The sequence below is a fragment of the Streptomonospora litoralis genome (assembly GCF_004323735.1).
GTDB classification, from domain to species: Bacteria; Actinomycetota; Actinomycetes; order Streptosporangiales; family Streptosporangiaceae; genus Streptomonospora; species Streptomonospora litoralis.
The window spans coordinates 1,578,363-1,602,625 of sequence record NZ_CP036455.1 but is presented as its reverse complement, the minus strand read 5'-3'; the positions used below and the strand labels follow the sequence as shown (position 1 = coordinate 1,602,625).

Sequence of the window (24,263 nt, the reverse complement as noted above, 5' to 3'; positions counted from 1 at the left end):
GTCGTGGCGATCGTGGCCGAATTCCCAAAGAACGCCGCTGGATCTCGTCATACGGGCACGATCGTCGCGCCGCCCTGCGCCATAACGGGCCCGCGAGCACCTCCCGGCACCCCCGCGCCCTCGCCGCCCCCGTCGGCCGCCGCCACCGGCGGGCACCGGACCCGACGCCCGCGGGCCCAGCCCTTCGCCGCCCTCGCCGCCCCGCCGGGCGGGCCACCGGCGAGCACCCGACCCGTTGGGCACGGGCCCAGCCCTTCGCCGTCCTCGCCGCCGCTTTTCCGTAAGACCACCCGCACCCCGGCAGACCAATAAGGCCGCACAGCAGACCCGACCATGCCCCGCCGGCCGCCGCCACCGGCGAGCACCCGACCCGACGACCGCGGGCCCGGCCACCCGCCGCCCTCGCCGCCGCTTTTCCGCAAGACCGCCCGCACCCCGGCAGACCAACAAGGCCGCACAGCAGACCCATGCCGCCCTCGTCACAGCGGACCGCTCCCAGCCTCCCCCACCGCCGGAACACCGCTGACCGGCCTATCCCAATCGCGGACGGTTGCCGCCGGATGTCGCGGAAGCCGCCCATGGGCGAGGCGTCGCGAAACTCACCTGCGCGGCACAGCGCACGGATATGACGCACCCGACACGCCTACTACACATTGTGAGCGAATGATCACCCGATGTGCGACTTTATTGAGTGGTGGCCTCTGGATCGGCGCCAGATCCACCGGACATGTGCCTGGTAGTTGGATGGAGGAGGTCGGAGCATGCGCAAGCACCAGAAGCGATGGATCGCCCTCGCCGGTGCCGCCACCGTGTCCGCCGCCGTGCTGGTGGCGACCGGGGGCCCGGCGGCGGCGGACGGCAGACACCACGACAGACCCGACGACGGACCGCTCGCCTGGCCGCAGGTCCGGCAGCAGGCGTCCACCTACTCGATCGACGGTTTCGAGATCGACTACCTGCCGCCGGGTCTCGACCGGTTCGGCATCCACGCCCGGTCCAACACCGGCAGCGGCGGGGAGCGCGCCTCGCAGATCTCCTGGGTCCAGGGGACCGACGCGGTCTACGGACGGATCACGGTCGTCCGCTCTGCGGAGATCACCGGCCTCGGCGACCTGCGGGAGTCCCGGTTCGACCACCTGGGCGACGAAGCGCTGCAGAAGACCGAGAACAACGGGTCCGCGGCCTACCTGTCGGAGAAGACCGGCGACCTGTTCTGGACGCCCGAGCGCGGCGTGGGCGTCGCCGCCTACCTCCAGCCCGACCGCTGGGAGTCCGACGAGCTGGTCGCCTTCGCCGAGGGAGTGCAGCAGCGCGCGGCGGCCGGGGAGTCCGAAGGCTCCGGGACGTCTGAAGGCTCCGGGGATGCCGGCGAGACCGGAGGCTCCGGGCAGCCGGGCGGTGAGGACACCGCCGAGCAGGAGGAGTCCGCCGGTTCCGAGGCCGCGGCCGGGGATGCCGAGCAGCCGGCCCAGGAGAACCCCGAGGCTCCTGAGGCCCCCGCCGGAGCCGAGCCCGTCGGCCAGCAGCAGGGCTCGGAGGACGCCGGTACGCCCGGCCAGGGCCCGCAGCAGGGGCAGGAGAGCGCGGAAGACCCCGCCCCCGACGCCGGGAACGGCGTCCCGGAGGAGGTCCCCGGCGCGGGTACCGACGTTCCCGAGGAGGTGCCGGGGACCGGCGAGGAGCAGGGCGGCACTCCCGGGGAGTCCGGGGAGACCGGGGAGACCGGGGAGACCGGGGAGACCGGGGAGACCGCCGGCACCTCGGGTGCCGAGGTGCCCGGCGGCCTCGGCGGGAGCGTCCCGGAGGCCGAGGACGCCCTGAGTACCGAGGGCAGCTTCGTGCCGGGCGTGTCGCTGATGGACGTACGCACCTGCCTGGCGGAGGAGCTGCGGCCGCAGGAATCCGCGGAAAAGCCCGCATCGATCGCCGAGGACGGCGACGAACTGCTCGAACTGTGGCGGAGCGTCGGCACCGACACCCGCGGGGAGGCGGCCCGCATCTGCGCCGCCCGCTTCGAGGTCCAGCCGAGCCGGGTCGAACGGATGATGGCCGAGCTGCAGGAGCGCTCCGATGCCTCCGATGCCTCCGGCGAGGCCGGCGCCCAGCAGCAGGTGCCGCAGCAGCAGTCCGACGGCGCCGGGGACTCGGACACCGGCGGCGCCGGGGACGGAACCCGTGACGGCGGGACCGAGGAAGCCGACGGCTCCGGCGAGGGTGCGCCGGGCCTGTGGGAGACGCTCCCATGGGTGCTGCCGGACCTCTCGGTGCGCAGGTAGGGCCGACATGTAGGGCCGGTCAGGTCCGATCGCCGGGGCTTGAACGCGTCCCGGGGAAACCGGCGGCCACCGGGCATCCGGCCCGGCGGCCGCCGTCCGAGCGGCGGGGGTCCCCGCCGCCGGCGCTTGCGAGTCCGCTCGCCCGCGGGCACAGCGCTGCCCGGCCTGCCGGTCAGCCGGCCCACCGGTCAGCCGGCCGCGGGGCGCAGCGGGGCGCCGACCTCGCCCAGCCGGATGAGTCCGCCGCCCATCCCCCGCGCCCAGGCGCCCACGTCGACCCTGTCGCCGTCGGCGATGGAGGAGCGCACGGATCCGTCGGCCAGCCGCAGCGGCTCCTTGCCGCCTGCGGTCAGCTCCAGCAGGCTGCCGCCCTCCCCGGGCTCGCCGCCCGAGACGGCGCCCGACGTGAACAGGTCCCCCGTGCGCAGCGCCGCGCCGTTGCCGGTGAGGTGGGCGAGCAGCTGGTCGGGCGTCCAGTACAGCAGCGCGCCCGGCGGCCGCGAGACGATCCCGCCGTTGACGGCGAACTCCAGCCCGATCCGCAGCCCCCAGTCGGCCGCCCTCCTCAGGTGCGCCATCGGTTCCGGCGCCTGCTCGCGGCCGGAGAACCGCGCCGCGCCCAACGCGTCCGTCGGCACCACCCAGGGCGAGACGGAGGCGGCGAACGAGGCCCCGGCGAGCGGGCCGAGCGGAGCGCTCTCCCACTCCTCGATGTCGCGGGCACTCCAGTCCTGTACTAGCACAACGCCGAACACGTGCTCGGCGAAGTCGCCGACGGGCACGGTGCGCCCCGGCGACGTCGGCACCCCCACCACGAAGCCCAGCTGCGCCTCCACGTCCACCCACTCGCTGCACCCGAGGACCGGGTCCTCTCCGGGCGCCGCGAGCTGCCCGACCGGGCGCCTGATCCCGGTACCGGAGACCGCCACCGCTCCCGCCCTGCCGTGCCGGCCGGCGGGCTGGAGGTACCACGCCTCGGGCAGCGCGGCCCCCGGCCTGAGCAGGGAGTATTCACAGGCGGCGTGCTCCGCGGCCCCCTGGAACACGACGTAGTCGGCGACGTCGAACGGCTGCAGCAGCTCGACCCGGGACAACGGGACCAGGTGGGGTTCGGCCGCCGCACGGCCCTTCTCGGCTCCCAGCATCCCGCTCACCTTCGCCCGGGTGGCGCGCCAGGCCGTGGAGCCGCGCGCCATGAAGGGGCTCAGGGTCGGCGCGTCGAACGCCGGGTCGCCCAGTGCACCGGCGAGGTCGAGCACCCATTCGCCGACGCGCACACCCACCCGCGGCGGGGAACCGGGAGGCGCGAACACGCCGTAGGGCAGGTTGTCTGCTCCGTAGCCCGAAGCGTCGGCTCCGGGCACCCAGGTCGTCTGCACGGTCCTCCTCGTCCCTCGCCGCGGACGCGCCGGGGCCGCCGCTGCCGCGAGTGCCACGGCGGCTCGCGGGTTCACACCTCCCAGGCGCCCAGCAGCCCCAGGGCGGCCGCTTCGCGGAGCGGGTCGCCGGTGCTGCGCGAGGCGTAGCCGACGAGCAGCTCCCGGGTCCGCAGCGCAGTCACCGGATGCAGGCGCTGCGCCAACCGCGCGAGCTGCTCGGCGTCGGTGCAGGAGAGCAGGTCGGCGACGTCGTCGTGGTCGCCCTCGACGACGGCTGCGGTGGCCAGCAGCAGGTTCAGATACCCGTACCGGGGCGCTCGCGTAAGCGGATCGGTGTCGCCCGCCGCCTGGTGCAGCCCGGCCGTGACGACGAAGGGGACGTCGCGCTCCACGCAGGCGGTGATGAAGGCGCCGATCTCGCGGACTCCGGGGACGAGTTCGAACCGCGGACCGCCGCAGCGGAGCTTGGCGCCCAGGGGGCGGGCGCCGCTGAGGATGTCGACGGCGTCGAGCCAGCCGGGTTCGCGGGCGGGCTCGAAGTAGACGACTCTGCCCGCCACCCCGATGTCGCCGCTGCGGAAGAGTTCGGCCACCAGGCGCAGGTCGTCGGGGCGCGCCCGGGTCTCGTAGTGGGCCACCCGCACGCGCGGGTCGCGTTCGGGGAGCTCGCCCGCGCGCCCGGCGTCGGTGTCCAGCAGGAGCGCCACATCGACGGGCCAGCTGCCGTCGAGCCGCCGGAGCAGGTCGGGCCACCGGCTGGCCGGGCAGAGCAGGCGGTGCGCCAGCATGGGGTGGCCCACGATGCGGTCCGAGCGGTGCCGTTCGACCGCCTGCACCATGCGCAGGGGCCGGGCGTCCGGCGATGCGGAACCCGCCGAGCGCACGTGCCGGGCGCCGGGCGGGCACAGGCCCGCGTCGTCGACGAGGCCGCGCAGCAGGATCTGCGCGGCCGTCTCCTCCTCGGTCAGCGCCAGGGCGCCGTAGCCGCCGTCCGCCGCGTCGTAGGCGCGGTAGGCCCCGCACGCGCCGGTGCCGCTCGGCCAGACCCCGTCAGGGCGTTCCCCCGCGCCCCGCCCGCGCAGGGGCGGCCCGGCCGCCGATGCGCCGCAGGAGCGCCGCGGTACCGTGTCCTCGGGCCTTCCGCCGTACAGCTCCATCGCCCCTCCTCCCGTGCGGTGCGACCGTGCGGTCCCGCTCCCCGCTGCCCCCACCCCTGCCGGATATGGGCATCGGCCGCGCCTGTACCGCTACTCCTACCCACCTTCGACGGCGAAGTGTCCGTCTGGCGCATTAAGGGCGAAATACCCTTGAAATGCAGTTTTTTCGCGCCGGTTACGGGCTCAGGCGGTGCTGAACTCGGCTCTTGCCAAAACGGCCGGGCACTGCTTACCTTGATCCGGAAGTCGATGGCGGCCGCAGCAATTCACCGCCGTCGTACATATGGGCCACAGGCAGGGCTGGTTTCGCTGGCTCCCCCTCCCTCAGTGACTTGCCCTGCGCCCTCTCCTGTGGAGCCCAGCCACCCCCTCCCGGCTGGTCTCGACCGACAGGAGCGAAGGGGCGGTGCCGGCGCGGCGCCGCCCCTTCATCGTTTCCGGACACCGCGGGTGGACGGATGGAAACGGTCCGCACAGCGCCGCAGCGGACCGCTGCGGGGCCGACCGCCTCAGGCCCCGACGGGGGACCACCCCCGAAGCGCCCCCGCGCACGCACACGGCGGCTCAGTGCCGCACCGCGGGCGGCGCACGGCCGGGGCACAGGCACCGCGGCCGGAACGCCCGGCAGCGCCGCGCCGCGAGGGCCGTGGGCGGTCCCGGTGTCAGCCGTGGACGCGGACGACGCCGGCCATGTTGTCGAAGCGGACGTCGGTGGTACGCACGTCCAGTCCGGTCCGGGGCGACTCCAGCATGCGCCCGTCGCCCAGGTAGATGGCGACGTGGGAGATGTAGTCGGGCGCCGTCGGGTCGTTGCGCCAGAAGATCAGGTCGCCGCGGCGCGCCTGGGAGTAGTCGAGCTGCTCGCCGGCGAACCACTGGTCGTGGGTGACGCGCGGAATCGACACGCCCGCCTGCTTGAAGGCCCACTGCACGAGCCCGGAGCAGTCGTAGCCGCCCTCGGCCATCGACTCGCCGCCCCACACGTAGGGCACGCCGATGCGGGTCTTGGCGGCCTCGATCGCGGTCTCGACCGTGGAGGAGCCCACCTCCTCGCCCGGGGCTCCGGAGGGCCGCGGCTCGGGGTCCTCGGCGAGGAGCTGCAGCGACGCGTCGTCGCCCAGCGCCTCCTGCAGGTCGTCCTGCAGTTCCCACATGTCGGCGTCGGGCGCCGAGACGATGATCGCGTTGCCGCGCGGGAAACCCAGCTCCTCGGCCAGGCCCCGGGAGATGAGCGCGTCGATCCCGGCGACGCCGGAGGTGGCGTGCGTCCACACCTCCCGGGTGAGCTCGCCCTTGGCCCCGGCCAGGTCGACGCGGCTGCCCACGTCGATCTCGCGCTGCTTGCCGGCCTCGTCGGAGAGGGCGACGCGGCCCTCGGCGATGCCCTGCCAGATCTCGTCGGACTTCGCGGACGGCTCGGGGGCGTAGTTGCGGAATTCGGCGGGGTCGACGCCGAGGACTGCGGTGCTCTCGCCGTCGACGCCCACCTGCGCCGCGTCGACGACCTCGACCGACTCGACACGGTCGAGCCCGCGGACCTTGTCGATGCTCTTGCGCGGGATGGATTCGGGCATCACCGCGAAGTACTCGCGGGAGCGCGCCTCGTCGAAGCCGGCGACCTGCACGTCGCCTGCCAGCTCACCGGTGTCGCCCACCGGCGGGGACGAGGACTCGTCGGCCGCCGGGGAGGATTCGCCGGCCGCGGACTCACCTGTCGAGGCGGACGCGGGCCGGCTCTGCTGCGGCGCGGCGGCAGCGTCGGCGTCGGCCATCTGCTCGGCGATGGGCGGACGCGCCTGGACGTCGGGCGAGGGCGCGGCCCAGGCCGGAGGGGCTCCGAAAGCGGTGAACGCCACCGCGAACGCCGCGGTCGTCCCAGCGCACGATCTCCACCGATGACGCACGTATACCCCGCTCTCCTGCTGTGGCGCACTGACCCTGGGTTGCGCCGACCCTTCGATCGGCTACAAGCATGATGTTCCCCCGGTGCCGATTTCAAGCGTCCGAAACGTGAACGGCGCGTGTGTCCGAGCCTTCCGGGAGGTCAGCGCCGCACAAGGACCGCACAACGATTTCCGCGGCGTTTCGCCGACCCGCGCGGGCGGCTCAGGCGTCGGCGTAGCGGTCGACGACGGCGATGTCGAGCGGGAAGCGCACCGGGGTGCCGCCGAACATCAGCGCCGCGGCCTCGTCGGCGGCGCCGCGCAGGATCGCGGTGACGTCTCCGGCGAGCGCGCGGGGCACGTGCAGCACGAGTTCGTCGTGCTGGAAGAACACCATGCGCGCCGACCCCCGCGAGGTGTCGAGACCCGCCAGGCCGCGGCGCACGGCGGCCATGAGCACCAGCGCCCATTCGGCGGCCGTGGCCTGGATGACGAAGTTCCGGGTGAACCGGCCGCGGTCGCGCGCTGCGCGCTCGCTGCGGTCCCCGCCGTCGTCCGCGGGGTCCGGGGACCAGGCCGGGGGCGGGCAGGTGCGCCCCAACCAGGAGCGGACGAGCCGCCCCTCCTCGCCCGCGCGTGCGGCGGCGTCGACGTAGCCGACCGCGCGCGGGTAGTGGCGGCGCATCCGCGGCAGCAGCGCCGCGGCGTCGCCGCTGGTCTGCCCGTACATGGCGGCGAGCAGGGCGATCTTCGCGCGGCCGCGGTCGCCGCCGAACGAGCCGGCCAGGCGGGCGTAGAGGTCGTCGCTGCCGGCCGCCGCGGCCAATCCGGAGTCGCCGGAGACCGCGGCCAGGATGCGCGGCTCCAGCTGCCCGGCGTCGGCGCAGACGAGGGTCCAGTCGGGGTCGGCGACCACGGCGCGGCGCACCGCTTTGGGAATCTGCAGGGCACCGCCTCCGCGGGTGGCCCAGCGGCCCGAGACGACGCCGCCCACGACGTAGTCCGGCCGGAACCGGCCGCGGGAGACCCAGGTGTCCAGCCAGGCCCATCCGTGTGCCGAGTGCAGCCGCGCAAGCTCCTTGTAGCGCAGCAGCAGCGGCACCCCGGGGTGGTCGACGCGCTGCAGCACCCAGGAGCGGGTGGAGGGCACGGGGTGGCCGACGGCCTCGAACGCCCGCAGCAGCTGCGCCGGGGAGTCGGGGTTGACGCTGCGGCCGAAGGCCGCGGAGATCTGCTCGGCGAGGTCGGCCAGCACGGGCGGGCGGGTACCGGCGGGCGGCCGGGGACCGAGGTGCTCGGTGAGGACCGCGTCGTGGACGTCGGCGCGCCAGGGCACCCCGGCCTGGGCCATCTCGGCCGCGGCCAGCGCACCGGCGGACTCCACCGCCGCCAGCAGCGCGAAGCGCCCGGGGTGGGGCAGTGCGGCGATGCGGTGCTGCTGGTCGGCGTAGACCTCGGCGAGCGCGTCGAGCGGGTCGGCGTCGGGCGGCAGGGTGGAGCGGTCGGGTTCGAACAGTGCGGGCTGCGGCTCGGCGCCCTCGCCCGACGCGGGTGCGGGGTCGGCCGGGACGTCGCGGCCGTGCAGGCGCGCCCAGGCCGCTCCCAGCGCGTGCGGCTCGCCGAAGCGGCCCGCGTGGGCCATCAGCAGCGCCTCGACCAGCGTGGTGTCGTGGCAGCGGGCGATGCGCACGCCGCGGTCCAGCAGCGCCGGGTAGATCTCGGCGGTGTCGGCGAAGATCCAGCGGCGGGGCTCCGCCTGCGGGCCGTGTTCGCCGCGGTGCTCGTGGTCGGCCACGGCCCCGGCGAGGTCGCCCACCCGCCACACGGCGCCGCGGGAGCGCGGGCCCTCCTCAGCGAGTTCGCGCAGGCGCCCGCCGCCTTCGGCCTCAGCTACCGCCGCGATGCGCATACCTGCAGTCTGCTCTACGGCAGGGACGTTTCCCACTCGACGTGCGCCCGTCGGAGCCGGTAGGTGCGGCGCCGCGGGGGATTGCGCACGCCGCGCCAGCTCTTTTCCGGATAGGCAGGACCCACCACGGGGGCGCCCACGGGGACTCAGTCTCCGGAGCGCACCACGTTGGCCAGCGGCTCGCCGGCGGCCCAGCGCCGCAGCTGCTCGTCGACGAACCGGCGGGCGCGCGGGTAGAAGGTGTCGGATCCGCCGGCGACGTGCGGAGTGATGTAGACGCCGGGGGCCTCCCACAGCGGGTGGCCGGCGGGCAGCGGCTCGGGGTCGGTGACGTCCAGGGCGGCACGCACGCGCCCCTTCTCCGCCAGCAGCGCGGCGGTGTCGAGCAGCGGCCCGCGGCCCACGTTGACCACCAGGGCGTCGTCGGGCAGCAGCGCCAGCTCAGCGGCACCGATCAGGCCCTCGGTCTCGGGCGTGTGCGGCGCGGTCAGCACCACGATCGAGGCGCCGGGCAGCAGGTCGTGCAGCTTGCCGATGCCGTGGACCCCCTGCTCGGGGCGTGCCGTGCGGGCCACGCGCACCACGTCGCACTCGTTGGGCACCAGCCGCGCCTCCAGGGCCTCGCCGATGCTGCCGTAGCCCGCGATCAGCACCCGCGAGTCCGCCAGCGAGCGCGTGTAGTGGGGCTCCCAGCGGTGCGCGGCCTGGTCGCCGGCCCAGCGCGGCAGTTCGCGCTGCGCGGCGAGGACGAGCGCCAAGGCGTGTTCGGCGGTGCTCGCGTCGTGCAAGCCGCGGCCGTTGCACAGTTCGACACCCGGGGGCAGGTGGTCCAGCGCCCGCTCGTAACCGGCGGTCAGCAACTGGACGGCGCGCAGGCCCGGCATGTGCTCCATCAGCTCCAGGCGCTGGCCGCGACCGTAGGGGACCACGTAGAAGCCGACCCGGGACAGGTCGGCGGCGGGTTCTCCGTCACCCGCGAAGACGTCTCCGGCGATCCCCGCCGGCGCGTTCTCCAGGTTCTGCGCCCAGGGCACCAGCACGCGGTCGGCCATGTCTCGCCCTCTTCTCTTTCGTCCGATTCCCGTCCGTCGTCCGGTTCGCGGGTCCGCATCTCCGGCGGCCGGTCACCCCCGCAGCCCACTTGTAGCACCCGCACCTCCGCGGGCGGCGGCGCGGGGCCCGGCCCACCGGACCGGCTCACCCGCCCGTCGGCGGCCGCACCAGCTCGTAGCAGGCGATGGCGGCGGCCGCGGTGACGTTGAGGGAGTCGACCTCGCGTCCGGCCATCGGGATGCGCACGCCGGAGTCGGCCTGCTCCAGCCAGTGCGAGGACAGGCCGTCGCCCTCGCTGCCGAACATCAGCGCCACCGGTGCGGAGCCGATGCGGGCGAGCGCGTCCGGCAGCGGTTCGGCGGCGGCGCCGGGGGTGAGCGCGAGCAGCTGGAACCCTCGCTCGCGCAGCGCTTCGAGGCCGCCGTACCAGTCGTCGAGGCGGCTGTAGGGCTGGGCGAACACCGCGCCCATGGAGACCTTGACCGACCGGCGGTAGAGGGGGTCGGCGCAGCGGGGGGCGAGGAGTACGGCGTCGAGGCCCAGACCCGCTGCGCTGCGGAAGATCGCGCCGACGTTGGTGTGGTCGAGCACGTCCTCCAGCACGACGACGCGGCGGGCGCCGCGCAGCACCTCCTCGACCGCGGGCAGCGGGCGGCGGTGGAAGGAGGCGAGCGCGCCGCGGTGCACGTCGAAGCCGGTCAGCTGCTCGGCCACCGCGTCGTCGACGACGTAGACGGGGGCGTCGACGGCCGCGGCGAGGCCGGATAGGGCCTCCAGGCGGCGCCGGGTCAGCAGCAGCGAGCGGGGGCTGTAGCCGGCGTGCAGGGCTCGCCGGATGACCTTCTCGCCCTCGGCCATGAACAGCCCGTGCTCGGTCTCGATGCTCTTGCGCAGGTTGACGTCGCGCAGCCGGAAGTAGTCGGCCAGGCGCGCGTCGCCGGGATCGGGCACCTCGATGACGTCCATGTGCACCGATTATCGGAGCACGGCGCCGGTGCCTTCGCCGCCGGCTGGCCGCGGCGGGGTCAGCCCAGGGGCGCTGTCACCGGGCGCAGGCGCTGCCAGCGCGCCTCCTGGCAGGAGTCGGACCGGTCCACCCGCGTGTCGATCGTCTCGCCCTCCCAGGTTCCGGTGATGACCGCCTCCTGGGGACCGTACTCCCTCTCCGTGCACACCGCGTTCTCGGCGACCTCGGCGAAGGGGTTGTCGGAGGCGCCCGCGCCGCCCCACTCGACGGCCGCCTCGGCGATCTCGGCGCAGGCGGCGGGGTCGGTGCCGGGGTCGCCCTCGCAGGTGAGGTTCTGCACGTAGGCGCGGCCCTGGTCGACGACGTGGATGCGGAGCCGGCCCACGGGCGCGTCCGGCGAGGAGTCGACGCCGCTGACCGCGTTGACCGCGGATTCCGCCGTCGGCGCGGGCTCGGGGGCCAGCAGGGAGCCTCCGACGGCGACGCCGTAGGAAAGGGCTCCGCCGAGGCAGAGGGAGCCGAGGACCGCGGTTCCGATCGAACCGAGCAGGCCCCGGCGGGGGTTCACCTTCACCATAGCCGCCACTCTAGGAAGTCGACTTACTACGCAGAGCTACGACGGGAAAAGATTCCTCGCCGTCCCTGATTTCCGCGATACCCCCGATAGCGCCCTTCGCACCGGGGATGCGGCATCCCGGCGCCTCGGCGACCCACAGGGATCCGGCCGCACAGGTGCGCATACCGGAAGATACCGGTCTGGATCGAGTACGCATACTAGCCATGCCCGGTATGAGTGGCGACGACGGGCGTTCGGTTCGATCCCTCCTGGAACGTGGCACTTCTCACCCGCGTTACCTACCAGTAGGGTCACGGCCAAGCCACCCGCTGCACCCCCCGGAGACCACGTGCCCAACGGCCGACACCGCCTGCCCTCGCGCACCCGCACCGCACTGCGCTCCCCGCTGGGGTTCACCGCCGCGGCCCTCGTGCTGATCGCCCTGGTCAGCGTGGCGGTCCCGGTCGCCGTGCGCTTCTCCGGCTGCGGCGAGACGCGCTACCTGCGCGTCGCCGCGGCGCTGAGCATAGCGCCGGTGCTGCAGCAGGCCGCCGACCGGTTCAACGAAGACACCCGCGAGTACGCGGGGGACTGCGTCTTCGCCCAGGCCGCCGAGGTGCCGCCGCACCGCGTGATGACCGAGCTCTCGGGCGGGCGTACCGGCGGTTCCGCGGTCGCGCCCGACGTGTGGGTGCCAGAGTCCTCGGCGTGGATCGAACTGGCCCGCGTCTCCGAGGCGGGGGCGCGCACGATCGAGACCGACCCGCGCTCGCTGGCCTCCACACCCGTCGTCATCGCCGCACCGCGGGACACCCCCGGGCTGCCCGAGCCCTCCGCCGCGCACTGGGAGATGCTGATGCCCGAAGAGCGCCCCGGCGAGCGTCCGCTGGTGATGGTCGATCCCAACCGCGGCGCCGCCGGCATGGCGGTGATGCACGCGATCCGCAGCCACCTGGGCACGGGCGACGCCGCCGATACCGCCATGACCGGGTTCGTGCGCGACGCCCAGCCCGACACGGCCTTCGGCGAGGTCGATCCCGCGGCGGTCTATCCGGTGCCCGCCGGCCCCGCACCCCTTTCCGTGCTGCCCGAGCAGGCCGTGTTCGCCTATAACGACGCCGGTCCCGCCACTTCGCTGCAGGCGCTGTATCCCCGGGAGGGAACGGTGAGCCTGGACTACCCCTTCGTGGCGACCAGCGACGATCCCGGCATGCGCAGCGCGGCCGAGGACCTGTGGCGGATCCTGCGCACCGACCCCTACCGCGAGCGGCTGCGCGAGATGGGCTTCCGCGAGCCCGGCGGTTCGGCCCCGGCCGCGCTGCGCGCGGGCACCGGTGTCGTCGCCGAGCGGCCCGAGACCCACGGGGAGCTGACCGGCGACGCGCTGCTGTCCTCGGTCGAGGACTGGAACCGGCTGTCCATGCCTTCGCGCTCGCTCGTGCTCGCCGACGTGTCGGCGCCCATGCGGGCCGGCATCGACGGCGGCGGCACCCGCCTGGAGGTCACCCGTGACGCCGCCATGCTGGGGCTGTCGCTGTTCCCCGACAACACCGACCTCGGACTGTGGCTGCTCTCCACCGAGTTGGGCGAGTCGGGGCGCGAGGAGGTCGAGGGTATGGCGGAGCTGGGCAGCGCCGACAACGGCAGCGGCACCACCCGCCGCGAGGAGCTGCAGGAGATCGCCGAGGGCATCGAGGTCGAGGGCGGCCGGTCACGGCTCTACGACAACATCCTCGCCGCCTACGACACCGTCTCCGACACCTACCGCGAGGATCACATCAACAGCGTGATCGTGCTGACCGCGGGCCGCGACGGCGGCTCCAGCGAGATCTCGCGCGAGGAGCTGGTGGCCGAGCTGCAGGACCGGTTCGATCCCGAGCGGCCGGTGACACTGTTCATCATCGCCTTCGGCGACCAGGTCGAGCGCGGCGCCCTGGCGGACATCGCCGCGGCTACCAGCGGTACGCTTTCGGTCACCGACGACCCCGGCGAGATCGGCGACATCTTTCTCAGCTCGATCTCCCGTCGGCTGTGCGTCCCCGACTGCGAACGATGACCCCCCGGTGAACCCCGAGAGGCGCCGGAGTAACGTGTCCGGCGATCACGATCGGATAACTGTACCCCGCGCGGCACATGACCGGAACTTTGCGCCGGATCAAACCGCGCCGGGGACGCGAACCCCTTGCCCACTGGGCTTTCCCGACCGGAACCATGATCATCGGGCACCCGAAATGCGACTCCACACCCTTTAGATGCTCTTTAACCCTTGATGTGGAGTTCAGTACCGTTCGATCCATGCCCCCCGCCAGGTAACAGACCCCCGTGAGGAACACTTTGGGACGCCACCGCGGAAACAACGACGACGGCGCGGACCGCTGGGACCGCGCAGACCGCCACGACCGCCGCGCCTCGGGCCGCAGTCGGCGGCGCCGTCGCCGCGGCCGCGGTTTCACCGCTCTCGCGGCCGCCTTCGCCATCATCATCGGCCTGGGTGTCACCGGCTGGTACGTCCTCGACACCAGCGGAGGGTGCGGCGGGCAGGACGTCGAACTCGGCATCGCGGCCAGCCCGGAGATCACCCCCGCCCTCAAGGAGATCGCCGCCGATTTCAACGCCGACAACGATGGTGTCGACGGCCGCTGTGTGCAGGCCGAGGTCCGCGCGGCGGAATCGGCCAACATCACCTACGGCATCACCGGCTCGGGTCCCGCCTCCGGCGAGACCGAGTCCGACGTCTGGATCCCCGACTCCTCGCTGTGGTCCAACCTGGTCAAGGACGACTCGGGCGATTCGGCCTTCACCGACACCGGCACCTCGGTGGCCTCCTCCCCGCTGGTGCTCGCCCGCCCGGCCGAGGCCGAATCCTCCGGCGACCAGCCGTCATGGGAGGCGCTGGTGCCCACAGCGGCGCCCTCCTCGGGTTCCGAGGGCTCCCAGGTGCAGCTGGTCGACCCCATCCGCAGTTCGTCGGGCATGGCGACGCTGGCGCTGGTCGCCGGCGCCATCGGCCAGGAGGACGAGCAGGGCCGGCCCCAGCTCGTAGCGGCGCTGCAGGCCCTGCAGCGCAACGTCGCCGCCGACCAGGAGGCGGCCTTCACCACGCTCGCCGAGAACCCCGAGTCCTCCGGCGTGCTGGTCCTCTCCGAGCAGGCCGCCTGGCGGTACAACCAGGACCACGGCGACGCCCCCGCGCAGATCGGCTACCCGCAGGGCGGCACCTACCGGCTGGACTACCCCTACATCGACCGCAGCACCGACCCGGTGGTCTCCCAGGCGGCCGAGCTCTTCCGCGAGGAGCTCACCCGCAAGGCGGCGCAGCGGGTCCTGCTCAAGGACGGGTTCCGCACCCCCGCCGGCAAGGCCGACCCGCAGGTGCTCGCCGCGGACGCCGGCTTCAAGGAGTCCGCACCCGAGGACCTGCCCACCCCTTCCACCCAGGACGTGCAGCGGCTCACCCAGGCGTGGAACCGGCTCAAGCTCGACTCCCGGCTCCTGACCATCGCCGACGTCTCCGGTTCGATGCTGGAGCCGGTGCCCGGCACCGGCATGAACCGGATGCAGATCACCGCCGCGGCCGCGATCCAGGGCCTCGACCTGTTCCCCGAAGGCTCCGAACTCGGCATGTGGCGCTTCTCGGTGGGCATCAACGACGGCCTCGACTACGAGGAGATGATGCCCATCCGCGAGCTCAGCGCGGAGGTCGAAGGCGGCGTGACGCAGAAGGAGGCCCTCGTCTCCCAGTGGAACTCCCTGCAGCCCGTGCCCGACGGTGACACCGGCCTGTACGACACCTACCTCGCCGCCTACCGGCAGATGTCGCGCACCTACAAGGCCGACCGGGTCAACGCCATCCTGATGCTGACCGACGGCAACAACGACGACTCCGAAAGCATCAGCCTGGACAAGCTGCTGTCCACCATCGAGGAGGAGTCCTCGCCGGTGCGTCCCATCCCGGTCTTCACCATCGCCTTCGGCCCCGACATCGACCCGGAGCCGCTGCAGAAGATCGCCGAGGCCACCGGCGGTGCGTCCTACACCACCGAGGACCCCACGGAGATCGGCGACATCTTCCTGCAGGCGTTCTCCCACCGGCTGGAGCCCGCGGCCCAGGGCGGCTGATCCCGCCTGCGCACGAGCGGCCGGATCGAACTGGACGGATAGATCACCCTTTCCCACAACGCACCCCTATGGACTTAGCCCTCCACTTCACGTACTCAAAGGGGGTCGGTATGCGCGGGAGTGGTGAGAGGTGGCTGCTGTGGTCAACGCATGGATGCCGGGCGCCAGACGAGTCCCCTGCACAAGCCCGCGAGGCGCCCATTTGAAAGGCGGTGCGCCGCGCGCCGTGTGGCTCACGACCGAGTCGGACCCCGCATCGCTGACGGCCCAAGCCGTGGCCCGGCGCCTCGTCGGCGACGGCCGCTGCGGACACCTGGTGTGGAATCCCCGCACCGGCGAGACCGTGCAGATGCTGCCGGCCACCGCGCCGGCCGGCGGCGAGCTCACCGCGGCCGCGCCCGACCGGGCATGCGAGGGACGCGTCTGCGTCATCATTCGAGTGATCGGATGGTCCCATGCTCCCTTCACCGACTTACCACTGTGCGACCTGGACCCGATCCTGAGTTGGCTGGACTCCTGGGAGGTCCCCCGGCGCTGGCCGGCCGGGGCACCTCCCTCGGGGCTGCAGGCGCCGCATCCGCGCTCGTCGAGTGAGCGGTTATGGGCGCGCGGAGGCCACTTCGGCCATTCCCAGGTACCCGGTGCGCAGGCGAGCGCACCCGGCGCGGTCTGCCCGCAGCGCCTCCTCGCCCAAGCCCGGCCGCCGAACCCGCCCCGCGCCCTCACCGCGCCGGCTCCGCTGCCTCCGATCGAGCGCGCGGCCGACGGGCAGCGCCACTACGCCGGCGCGGTGAGCGGCTGAGCGCCCCCGGCGGAGGTGGCCGCGACCGGAGCGAACCCTGTGGACGAGCGGTCGGGGCGCCTGCGCGCACCCTTTAGTCTGTCCGCCATGGGTGGATCGATCGAGCCAGGCTGGTACGCGGATCCGCACGGCGGTGAGGACCGGCTGCGCTGGTGGAACGGCGACGAGTGGACGCAGCACGTACGCTCCCTCTCCGAACTTCGGGCCGAGGCCGGCGCGGCCTCGGGCGAGGACGACGAGGCCACCGCCGACCTCGGCGGCGCGGGCGCCTCCGACGACGAGGCCACCGCCCCCGACATCGGCGGATCCGGACCTTCGATCGGCGACGAGCCCGGCACCGTCCGGCTGGACCCCGGCCAGTGGCCCGGCTCGCAGGCCGGCGCGCCCGCCGACACCGACACTGCCCTGCCCGGCTCCGCTGTCGGCGGCGAACCCGGCACGATCCGTATGGATCCCGGTCAGTGGCCGGGGTCGCAGCGGGCCGAGGACGGCGAGGAGCCCACGGCCGACCTGTCCGGCGGCGGATCGACGATGCGGATCGACCCTCCGGCCGCATCCGGCCAATCCGGCGCCGGTGGTGCGGCCCCCGGCCGCGACGACGAGCCGACCGCGGACCTGGGCGACAGTGGCGACGAGCCGACCGACGACCTCCGGGGCGGCCGGACCGCGGACGCGACCGCGCGCTTCGACCCGCATGCCCGCGGCGGGTCCGCTGCGGGCCCCTCTGCGGACGAGGAGCCCACCGACGACGTGACGGGCGGCCAGGCGGCCGGCTCGACCATGCGCATCGACCCGTTCCAGGACAACGACGAGCCCACCGACGACCTGAACAGCGGCGGCCGAGGCACCGGGCAGGGCGGCGGCGCCCCGCAGACCGCGGTCTTCGACCCCGGCGACCCCGGTATGACCCTGGGAGCGAACGCGGCGGGAACCGCGGGTGCCGGCGGCGCGGCGGGCGCGGACGATGACGACGACAAGAAGAAGTTCAGTCTGAACAGGTTCCTCGGCGACCTCAAAGAGGGCTGGTCGGAGATCTCCGAGGAGCGCAGACAGCGCCAGGAGGAGCAGCGCAAGCAGGCCGCCGAGGAGGCCCGCAAGCGCGCCGAGCAGGAGAACGCCCGGCGCGCCGCCGAAGCGCAGCAGGCGGCGCAGCGGCCCTCGCCCGGGGCGGCCCACGATCCGGGTGCCGAATCCGGCGGCGCACCCGGACAGCCCCGGTCGGGCCCGGCGCCCTTCGAGCCGCCTCAGTCGGGGCCGCAGCAGCCGCCGTCCGGCCCGCCGCCGCAGCCCTACGACCCGGCCGGCGGGCAGCGCTCCCCCGCCGGCGAGCGGCCCGCCCCCGCGAACCCGCCGCCCCACCCGCAGCAGCCTTCGGGCCCCCCGCAGGGCTACGGGCCGCAGCCTCCCGCCTACCCCGGCCCTTCCGGTCCCCAGCAGGGCTACGGTGCCGCCGGGCCGGGTGCACCGCCGCCGCAGGGGCCGCCGCCCGGCTACCCGCCCTACGGTCACCAGCCGCCTCCCCCGGCACCGCCCGCCAAGCGCCGCGGCCGCGAGGGCCGCGCCGAACCGCCGATGCCGCAGGGCTACCCGGGGCCGCCCGGCCCCCACGGAGCCCAGCCCGGCGGCTACCCGCCGCACGCGGCCCAGCCGCCGCAGGGGCCGGGCGGCTACCAGTCGGGCGGGCGCCAGCCGTGGGGCGGGGCCTCCGGCGGTCAGGCGCCCTGGGGCCCTGCCGGACCGCCGCCCCAGCAGCCGCAGCAGCCGCCTCGGCGCAAGAAGAAGAAAAGCGGCTGCGGCGGCTGCCTGGGCTGCTTCATGTTCCTGCTGCTGGCGGTAATCGCGGTGGTCGTCCTCGCCGTCTACCTGGACTTCTCCGGCACCTACGACATTTTGGACGAACTCCTCGGCGTGGACCTGTGAGCCGCTCCGGTCGATGCGGGCGCCGCCCGCGTCGACCGGATCCCGGCATCCGCGCAGACCTCCGTCGGCCGCGTTTCGCCCGCGGCATCGACACGGCATCGGTCACCGGGCACTTTCCGTATCCGCTTCGATGCGCTTCGCAGCGGCGATGTGCCGCCGGGCCCTGTGACGAGCGGAGCTGGGCGGCCGGGCACAGGTGAAACGGCTTAAGCTGGCCGGTATGAATGACTGCTTGGTGTGGATCGACTGCGAGATGACGGGGCTCGACCTCGAAAACGATGCGCTGATCGAGGTCGCCTGTCTGATCACCGACGGCGAGCTCAACCAGCTCGACGAGGGAGTCGACGTCGTCATCAAGCCGCCGCAGGCCGCCCTGGACCAGATGGGCGAGTTCGTGACGCAGATGCACACGACCTCGGGACTGCTCGATGCGCTCGACAGCGGAGTGACGCTGCAGGAGGCCGAAGACCTCGTCCTGGAGCACATGCGGCGCTATGTCTCCGAGCCGCAGAAGGCGCCGCTGTGCGGCAACTCCATCGCGACCGACAGGGTCTTCCTCGCCCGGGACATGCCCCGGATCGACGAGTTCCTGCACTACCGCATGGTCGACGTCTCCAGCATCAAGGAGCTGCTGCGCCGCTGGTACCCCCGGATCTACTACGCCAGCCCGGAGAAGCACGGCGGCCACCGGGCCCTCGCCGACATCACCGAGAGCATCCGCGAGCTGCGCTACTACCGCGCCGCGGCCTTCGTGCCGCCGCCCGGCCCCGACAGCGCGACCGCGCGCTCGGTGGCCGCCGACGTCGTCAAAGGCGGGGCCGGCCGCACCCGGCAGCAGGCGGCCTCCGATGCCGGCGGGACGGAAAACTGATCGGAGCACTCCCGGACATCCGCTAGACTCGTCTTCGGACGCAGGCACGGGAGCATCCCCGGTCGGCGCTCATGGTGGGTGTAGCTCAGTCGGCAGAGCACTTGGTTGTGGTCCAAGAAGTCGGGGGTTCAAGTCCCCTCACTCACCCCACGGCGAAGGCCCCGGTCACCGGAACGGAGACCGGGGCCTTTCGTGTGTGCCGCGGACCGTCACAGGTCGAGTGCCTCGTTCAGCCCCCGGGCCAGTTCCGACCGATCGCGCGCCGGGTAGCGGATCCACGCGATCTCGCCACGCGCGTCGGCGGCAGCTTGCTCGGCAAGGAGCCGCCGGTCCCTGTCGCGGCGCAACTCCTGCAGCTCGGCGTAGGTTTCCACGGAGACCAGCACACCCGCCGCACATCCGTCCCGGGTGATCCGGACGGATTCGCCGGTGCGGGCGGCGCGAGCGATCAGACTCCCGAGACGTGCTCCGGCGTCCTGCAGGGTGACCTCGTTCATGGCGACCACGCTAGCGGTTCGAAGGACCCCGGCGCCGCGCCGTATGTGGCTACCGGTGATGCCTCTGCACGTAGGCGGCGAACGGTGTGCAGCGTCGATGAGGCCGAATCACCGCCCGGAATGGCGAAAGCGCGGCGCGGACCCGCTCGCTTCGCCTTTTCGATCACCCGCCGGGGAATGAAATGACCGGGAATGGAATCGAATCCGGTCCTTCGTTGAACTTTCCGCTACACCGGCCGCCTCGGCGGCGGGGAGGCCGCCGACTGTCCGTGATCATCGGTGCTGTCGGCAATCCACAGGAGAGTGGACTCTAACCCCATTGATCGGAGTCACACCGTTACCATATGGCGGGACAGTGACACACGCCCCTCCACTGTCGCGTATGCAGAAAAGCCGATCTTTCGCCCGCCAGACGCCCGCACCCCCGGGAGCCCGCCACGTGACCCATGACCAGACCAGGTCCGCAAGCGTCGTCGCCCTCCTCGCCGACATCCCGAGCACGGGACACCTCGGCGGGTCTCAGGCGCAGCGCTTCACCCTGGACGGTCATGACCTCGCCGAGCAGTCCGGTGCCTTCGTCGACTACGCCCGCTATCACGCTGCCGGCGGGGTCCGGGTCGTGGCGCTGTACCCGCGCTGGCGCGCCGAGCGTGCGCGGCGGGCCGTGGCCTTCGCCCGCGGGGCGATGCGCGAGGACACGGTGGCGGCCGTCGGCGTCGACCTGTCACCGCTCGCGCTGTCGCTGATCGCCGACCAGTTGGCGTACCTCTGCCCTTACCTCCCGGCCGGCATCATCGCGGGCCTGGCCGACGAACTCCCGCGCCACACCCTGGCCGGCGGGTGGCTGCGCAACGTCGCCAACCTCGCGACCATCCCCATCTCCGTGCCCCAGCACCTGGGCTCCTTCGCGCCGGGCGTCACCTATCTCGCGCTGTGCTCACCGGTGCCGCAGGTGACGCGGGTCGCCAAGGGCGAGACGGCGTCAGTGTCCCAGCTGCCCTTCCGCCCGCAGGAGCCCGTGCAGGTGCTGCACTCCAGCGGCGCGAACTTCGACACCGCGGCGTTCGAGGAGCAGTTCCTGCCTTCCCTGCAGGCCGTCGCGGCGCGCCGCCTGCCCGCGCAGCCGCTGGGACCCCTCTACTGGGGCTCGCCCAAGTACGTCGAATTCGTGGCTTTCAGCGCCCACCCCCGCGCGCTGACCGAACCCGCCCGCGCGGTGCGGCCGACCCGGTGCACCTGGTGCGGCGAACCCACCGTTTGGGCGGTATGCCGGTTCTGCGGCGCCGCCAACAGCGTGCCCGCCCAGAACCCCCGCACCGGCGGCCGGCCCTCAGCGCCGGCTCCCGCCCCCGGCCCCCAGCACAGCGCCCCGCCTGCGGCGCCCGCCGGGTCCGGGCAGCCACCGTCTGCGCCACCCGCACAGCCCCGGCCTGCCGCTCCGGCTCCGCCCGCTCCCACCCCCGGCTCCTCTCCGCAGCCGACCGCCCCGCGGCGGCCGCACCCGCCCGAACCGGTGGAGGAGGACGACATCCCTGTGCCGCAGGCGCTTCCGCCGCTGCCCGAGGGACCGGGGGCCGCCCCGCCCGGTGCCTCGCCGCCCACGGCCGCCGCTCCCCCCGCCGCGGACCCGACCGAGTCGGCGCCGTCCGCGTTCCGCCTGCAGACGGCGCCCGAACTCGGCGCGCGGCCGCTGTCACCTCTCCCGCCGGCCAGCGGCGGCGGCGACGCACGTCCGCACTCCGGCCCCGCCGACGACCGCGCCCCCGGCCGCCCGGCGGATCCCGGACCGCGCGACCCCGGTCCGCCCGACGACGGCACCGGCGATCCGCGGTGGGCGCAGGGTGTCTCCGCCCCCCGTGCCCCGAAGTGAGCGCCCGCGGGCTGCCCCGCCCCGGCGCCGAGCCCCCCAGCGGGCCTTTGACCCCCCGTCCGCCTAGAAACGGAGCGCCATGAACCCTCGTCAACGGCGCGGCATCCTGCTCATGATCGTCGCCGCCATCGGCGGTGTCGCCGTGTTCTTCACGGTCGTGTCCTATGTGGGCACCCTCAACAGCGAACTGGGCAGCTACCGCACGGCGCTGCGGCTGACCCAGGACGTGCAGCCCTATGAGGAGATCACCCCCGAGATGCTGGAGGAGTACGAGGTCCCCGCGCGCTTCTTCGACTCCGACCACTTCATCGGCGACTTCGCCCAGATCAGCGAGGAGGTCGGGCGGCTTCCCGTAGCCTCCAGCGCACTGCGCGAGGGCGAGCTGCTGCAGCGCAGCATGGTCATCGCCGCTCCCGACCTCCAAGAGGGCGAACGCGAGATCGCGATCATGGTCGACGCCGAGACCGGCGTTGCCGGCAAGGTGGGGCGCCAGTCGCGGGTGGACGTCTACGCCACCTTCAACCCCGGCGAGGGCCAGCAGCAGGCGTGCGCCTACCGGGTGCTGACCAACATCGAGATCCTCGACATCGGCGACGTCGGCTCGACCATCGACGAGACCACCGGCGGCACCAACAGCGTCGTCCCGGTCACCTTCCGGCTCACCCCGGACCAGGCGCTGAACCTCACCTACGCCGAGGCGTTCGCCTCCAGCCTGCGCCTGGCGGCCGTCAGCCCCCAGGGCGGGGGCGACCCGGGAAGCCTGGAGTTCTGCGCCGAGGACCAGCTCGACCGGATCGAGTCCCAGTCCGGGGGCTCGCAGACGGCAGGCGACGCACCGACCGGCCAGTCCGGGCAGCAGGCCGAGGGCGAGTGATGAGCGACTACCAGGTGATGCTCGGCCTCCCATCGGCCGAACTGGAGGACGCGCTGCGCGCGCGCTTCGACGAACTGCTCGACACCGAGGTGGTGGGCGTGCACCACACCTCCCCGGAGATCGCCGACGGCGTCGGCCAGGTGCCCACTCTCGACGTCGTCCTCGTCCACGAGCGGCTCGGACCGCTCCCGGTCTTCGACCTGATCCGCGACCTCTCCCGCAATCGCCCCCAACTCGCCGTCATCCTCGTCGTCGACGAGGTCGACGCCGACACCTTCACCAACGCCATGGAGGCCGGTGCCCGCAGCGTGCTGCCCGCCGGCGCCACCGTCGAGCAGCTCGGCCAGCGCGTTGCGACGGCCGCCGAATGGTCGCGCACGCTGCGCCGCCACCTGGAGGCGGCCTCGCTTGACGTGCCGATGGACGGCCGCAAGGGCTCCATCGTCACCTTCAGCGGCGCGAAGGGCGGCGTGGGCACCACCACCAGCGCGATCCACCTGGCCCGCGCCGCCGCCCGGTCGGGACGCATGGTCTGCCTGGTCGACCTCGATCTGCAGTCCGGCGACATCCCGGGCTACTTCGACATCAAGCATCGGCGCAGCATCGCCGACCTGGTCGAGGCCGCCGCCGACATCAGCGCCTCCATGCTCGCCGACACGCTGTACGTCCACCCGGAGGGCCTGCACATCCTCCTCGCTCCGCACGACGGCGAACGCGGCGAGGACGTCACCGGCCGCGCCGCCCGCCAGATCCTGGGGGCGCTGCGCTCGCGCTACGACCTGGTCCTGGTCGACTGCGGCACCGCCACCACCGAGGCCACTGCGATGGCGGTCGAGCTGGCCGACACCGCCACGCTGCTGGTCACGCCCGACCTCCCCGCCCTGCGGGCGGCCCAGCGGGTCGTGGCGATGTGGGGGCGGCTGCAGATCCGCGACTCCCGCAGCGTCACCGCGCTGCTGATGCGGCACAGCCGCAAGAACGAGATCCAGCCCGACTTCGCCCGCAAGCTGCTGGCCACACCGATACTGCGCACCGCCGTCCCGGCCGCCTACCGCGCGGTCGAGGAGGCGTCCAACACCGGTGACCCGGGGCGCATCACCGACGAGACCCTGCTGCGCTCCTTCGGCCAGATCGCGGGCGAACTGGGACTGCTGCACAGCCCGGAGCCCGCCCACGACGGCACCGGCGCCGAGCACGGCCACCCCGCACCGTCCGGCGCTTTCGACCCGGCCGGCGAGCCCTCCGGGGCGCGGGACCGGCGGGCGTGGGCCCGGCGGCGGCGGGGCGACTCCGGCGCGCTGTTCGTGGAGTTCGCCTCGACGCTGCCGTTCGTCGGGTTGGCACTGCTGCTGACCTGGCAGATCCTGCTGGTCGGGCTGACGGGCATGTTCGCCTCCCACGCCGCCAACGAGGGCGCGCGCCAGGCCGCCATCGACCCCTCCGACCACGAGGCCATCGCCGAGGAGGCCGCCAAGCGCGTCAGTCCGCCGTGGAACGCCGACGGCACCTTCTCGGCGGAGGTCGTCGGCACGGATTCCGGGCAGGCGGTGCGGGTCAGCATCGCCACACCCGTGTTCCTGCCCGGCCTCGACGGCCCGTGGGACATCAGCAGCCAGGCGCTGATCATCCCGGAGGACTCCGGCGAGCCGGCGCAGCAGGAGGCGCCGCCCGTACCACCGGAGGACGACGATGCGTGAGCGCAGACGGCCGCCCGTGCACCGCAGCGAGGGTGAGCCGCGGCGGAGCCCCCGCGGGTCGCGGCGCCGGCGCGGACGGGGCGACCGCGGTTCGCAACTGCTGGAGTTCGCCGCCTACTTCCCGCTGTTCCTGCTGGTCGCGACGATCGCGCTGGAGACCTTCTTCGCGTTCGTCGCCGCGGAGCGGATGGAGCACGCGGCGCGCGCCGCCGCCCGCGCCGCCGGGACGCGCGGGACGGCCGCCGCCGAGTCCACCGCCCGCGCCGCGCTGCCGTCCTGGCTGGCGGGGGCCGACGTCGCGGTGGGCTCTGATGGCCGGGGCGGGTACTACACCGAGATCACCGCCGCGTTCCCGCTGATGTTCCCCACCCCCGGCTTCGACCTCGACCTCTCCCGGCGCGTGGAGATGCCGCTGTGACCCCCGCACCCCGCC

18 protein-coding genes and 1 tRNA gene are annotated in these 24,263 nt (G+C 73.7%); 11 read left to right on the top strand and 8 right to left on the bottom strand.

Annotated elements, in window-relative coordinates; genetic code table 11:
* Positions 1-761 precede the first annotated feature (761 nt).
* Positions 762-2,276: a hypothetical protein gene (locus tag EKD16_RS06755; protein WP_131097594.1), complete on the top strand. Its 1,515-nt coding sequence runs from the start codon at positions 762-764 to the stop codon at positions 2,274-2,276.
* Between the two features lie 188 nt (positions 2,277-2,464).
* Here the strand turns inward: EKD16_RS06755 and EKD16_RS06750 are convergent, their stop codons facing one another.
* The 7 genes from EKD16_RS06750 to EKD16_RS06720 all read right to left on the bottom strand — a co-directional run bounded on the left by EKD16_RS06750 (position 2,465) and on the right by EKD16_RS06720 (position 11,201).
* Positions 2,465-3,655, bottom strand: a complete 1,191-nt coding sequence (locus EKD16_RS06750; RefSeq protein ID WP_131097593.1) for a fumarylacetoacetate hydrolase family protein — start codon at positions 3,653-3,655, stop codon at positions 2,465-2,467.
* Between the two features lie 71 nt (positions 3,656-3,726).
* A complete protein-coding gene (locus EKD16_RS06745) occupies positions 3,727-4,812 on the bottom strand; it encodes a hypothetical protein (protein WP_131097592.1) in 1,086 nt (361 codons plus the stop codon).
* 662 nt (positions 4,813-5,474) lie between these two features.
* On the bottom strand, positions 5,475-6,716 hold the full coding sequence (locus EKD16_RS06740) for a C40 family peptidase (protein WP_131097591.1): 1,242 nt from the start codon (positions 6,714-6,716) through the stop codon (positions 5,475-5,477).
* A 202-nt stretch (positions 6,717-6,918) separates the two neighbouring features.
* Entirely contained in the window at positions 6,919-8,604 is a 1,686-nt protein-coding gene (locus EKD16_RS06735) for a bifunctional 3'-5' exonuclease/DNA polymerase (RefSeq protein WP_131097590.1), read from the bottom strand.
* A 146-nt stretch (positions 8,605-8,750) separates the two neighbouring features.
* Positions 8,751-9,656, bottom strand: coding sequence for a 2-hydroxyacid dehydrogenase (locus EKD16_RS06730; RefSeq protein WP_131097589.1), 906 nt, complete (start codon positions 9,654-9,656; stop codon positions 8,751-8,753).
* A gap of 145 nt (positions 9,657-9,801) precedes the next feature.
* The gene (locus EKD16_RS06725; RefSeq protein WP_131097588.1) at positions 9,802-10,623 is read right to left on the bottom strand and encodes a TrmH family RNA methyltransferase; all 822 of its coding nucleotides are present in this window, start codon (positions 10,621-10,623) and stop codon (positions 9,802-9,804) included.
* A gap of 59 nt (positions 10,624-10,682) precedes the next feature.
* The gene (locus tag EKD16_RS06720; protein WP_131097587.1) at positions 10,683-11,201 is read right to left on the bottom strand and encodes a hypothetical protein; all 519 of its coding nucleotides are present in this window, start codon (positions 11,199-11,201) and stop codon (positions 10,683-10,685) included.
* Between the two features lie 328 nt (positions 11,202-11,529).
* Between EKD16_RS06720 and EKD16_RS06715 the strand changes: the two genes are divergently transcribed.
* From EKD16_RS06715 to EKD16_RS06690, 6 genes are all read left to right on the top strand, one after another.
* Positions 11,530-13,236 (top strand): substrate-binding and VWA domain-containing protein, encoded by a 1,707-nt coding sequence (locus tag EKD16_RS06715; RefSeq protein WP_131097586.1) that lies wholly within the window; start codon positions 11,530-11,532, stop codon positions 13,234-13,236.
* Positions 13,237-13,514: 278 nt separating this feature from the next.
* Positions 13,515-15,299, top strand: a complete 1,785-nt coding sequence (locus EKD16_RS06710) for a substrate-binding and VWA domain-containing protein (protein WP_131102148.1) — start codon at positions 13,515-13,517, stop codon at positions 15,297-15,299.
* Positions 15,300-15,525: 226 nt separating this feature from the next.
* A complete protein-coding gene (locus EKD16_RS06705; protein WP_131097585.1) occupies positions 15,526-16,101 on the top strand; it encodes a hypothetical protein in 576 nt (191 codons plus the stop codon).
* An 87-nt stretch (positions 16,102-16,188) separates the two neighbouring features.
* Positions 16,189-18,021, top strand: a complete 1,833-nt coding sequence (locus EKD16_RS06700) for a DUF2510 domain-containing protein (protein WP_131097584.1) — start codon at positions 16,189-16,191, stop codon at positions 18,019-18,021.
* A gap of 220 nt (positions 18,022-18,241) precedes the next feature.
* Positions 18,242-18,892, top strand: a complete 651-nt coding sequence (gene orn, locus EKD16_RS06695) for an oligoribonuclease (RefSeq protein ID WP_131097583.1) — start codon at positions 18,242-18,244, stop codon at positions 18,890-18,892.
* A 74-nt stretch (positions 18,893-18,966) separates the two neighbouring features.
* A tRNA-His gene (locus tag EKD16_RS06690) sits at positions 18,967-19,042 on the top strand.
* Between the two features lie 59 nt (positions 19,043-19,101).
* Here the strand turns inward: EKD16_RS06690 and EKD16_RS06685 are convergent.
* A complete protein-coding gene (locus tag EKD16_RS06685; protein ID WP_131097582.1) occupies positions 19,102-19,389 on the bottom strand; it encodes a type II toxin-antitoxin system Phd/YefM family antitoxin in 288 nt (95 codons plus the stop codon).
* 439 nt (positions 19,390-19,828) lie between these two features.
* On the opposite strand from EKD16_RS06685, the gene EKD16_RS06680 reads away from it, so the two are divergent.
* The 4 genes from EKD16_RS06680 to EKD16_RS06665 all read left to right on the top strand — a co-directional run bounded on the left by EKD16_RS06680 (position 19,829) and on the right by EKD16_RS06665 (position 24,248).
* On the top strand, positions 19,829-21,259 hold the full coding sequence (locus EKD16_RS06680; RefSeq protein ID WP_207391446.1) for a hypothetical protein: 1,431 nt from the start codon (positions 19,829-19,831) through the stop codon (positions 21,257-21,259).
* 79 nt (positions 21,260-21,338) lie between these two features.
* On the top strand, positions 21,339-22,133 hold the full coding sequence (gene cpaB, locus EKD16_RS06675; protein ID WP_131097581.1) for a Flp pilus assembly protein CpaB: 795 nt from the start codon (positions 21,339-21,341) through the stop codon (positions 22,131-22,133).
* On the top strand, positions 22,133-23,830 hold the full coding sequence (locus EKD16_RS06670) for an AAA family ATPase (protein WP_131097580.1): 1,698 nt from the start codon (positions 22,133-22,135) through the stop codon (positions 23,828-23,830). Before cpaB ends, EKD16_RS06670 begins: the two co-directional genes overlap by 1 nt.
* Entirely contained in the window at positions 23,823-24,248 is a 426-nt protein-coding gene (locus EKD16_RS06665; RefSeq protein ID WP_131097579.1) for a TadE/TadG family type IV pilus assembly protein, read from the top strand. The genes EKD16_RS06670 and EKD16_RS06665 overlap by 8 nt, the downstream gene beginning before the upstream one ends.
* Positions 24,249-24,263 lie beyond the last annotated feature (15 nt).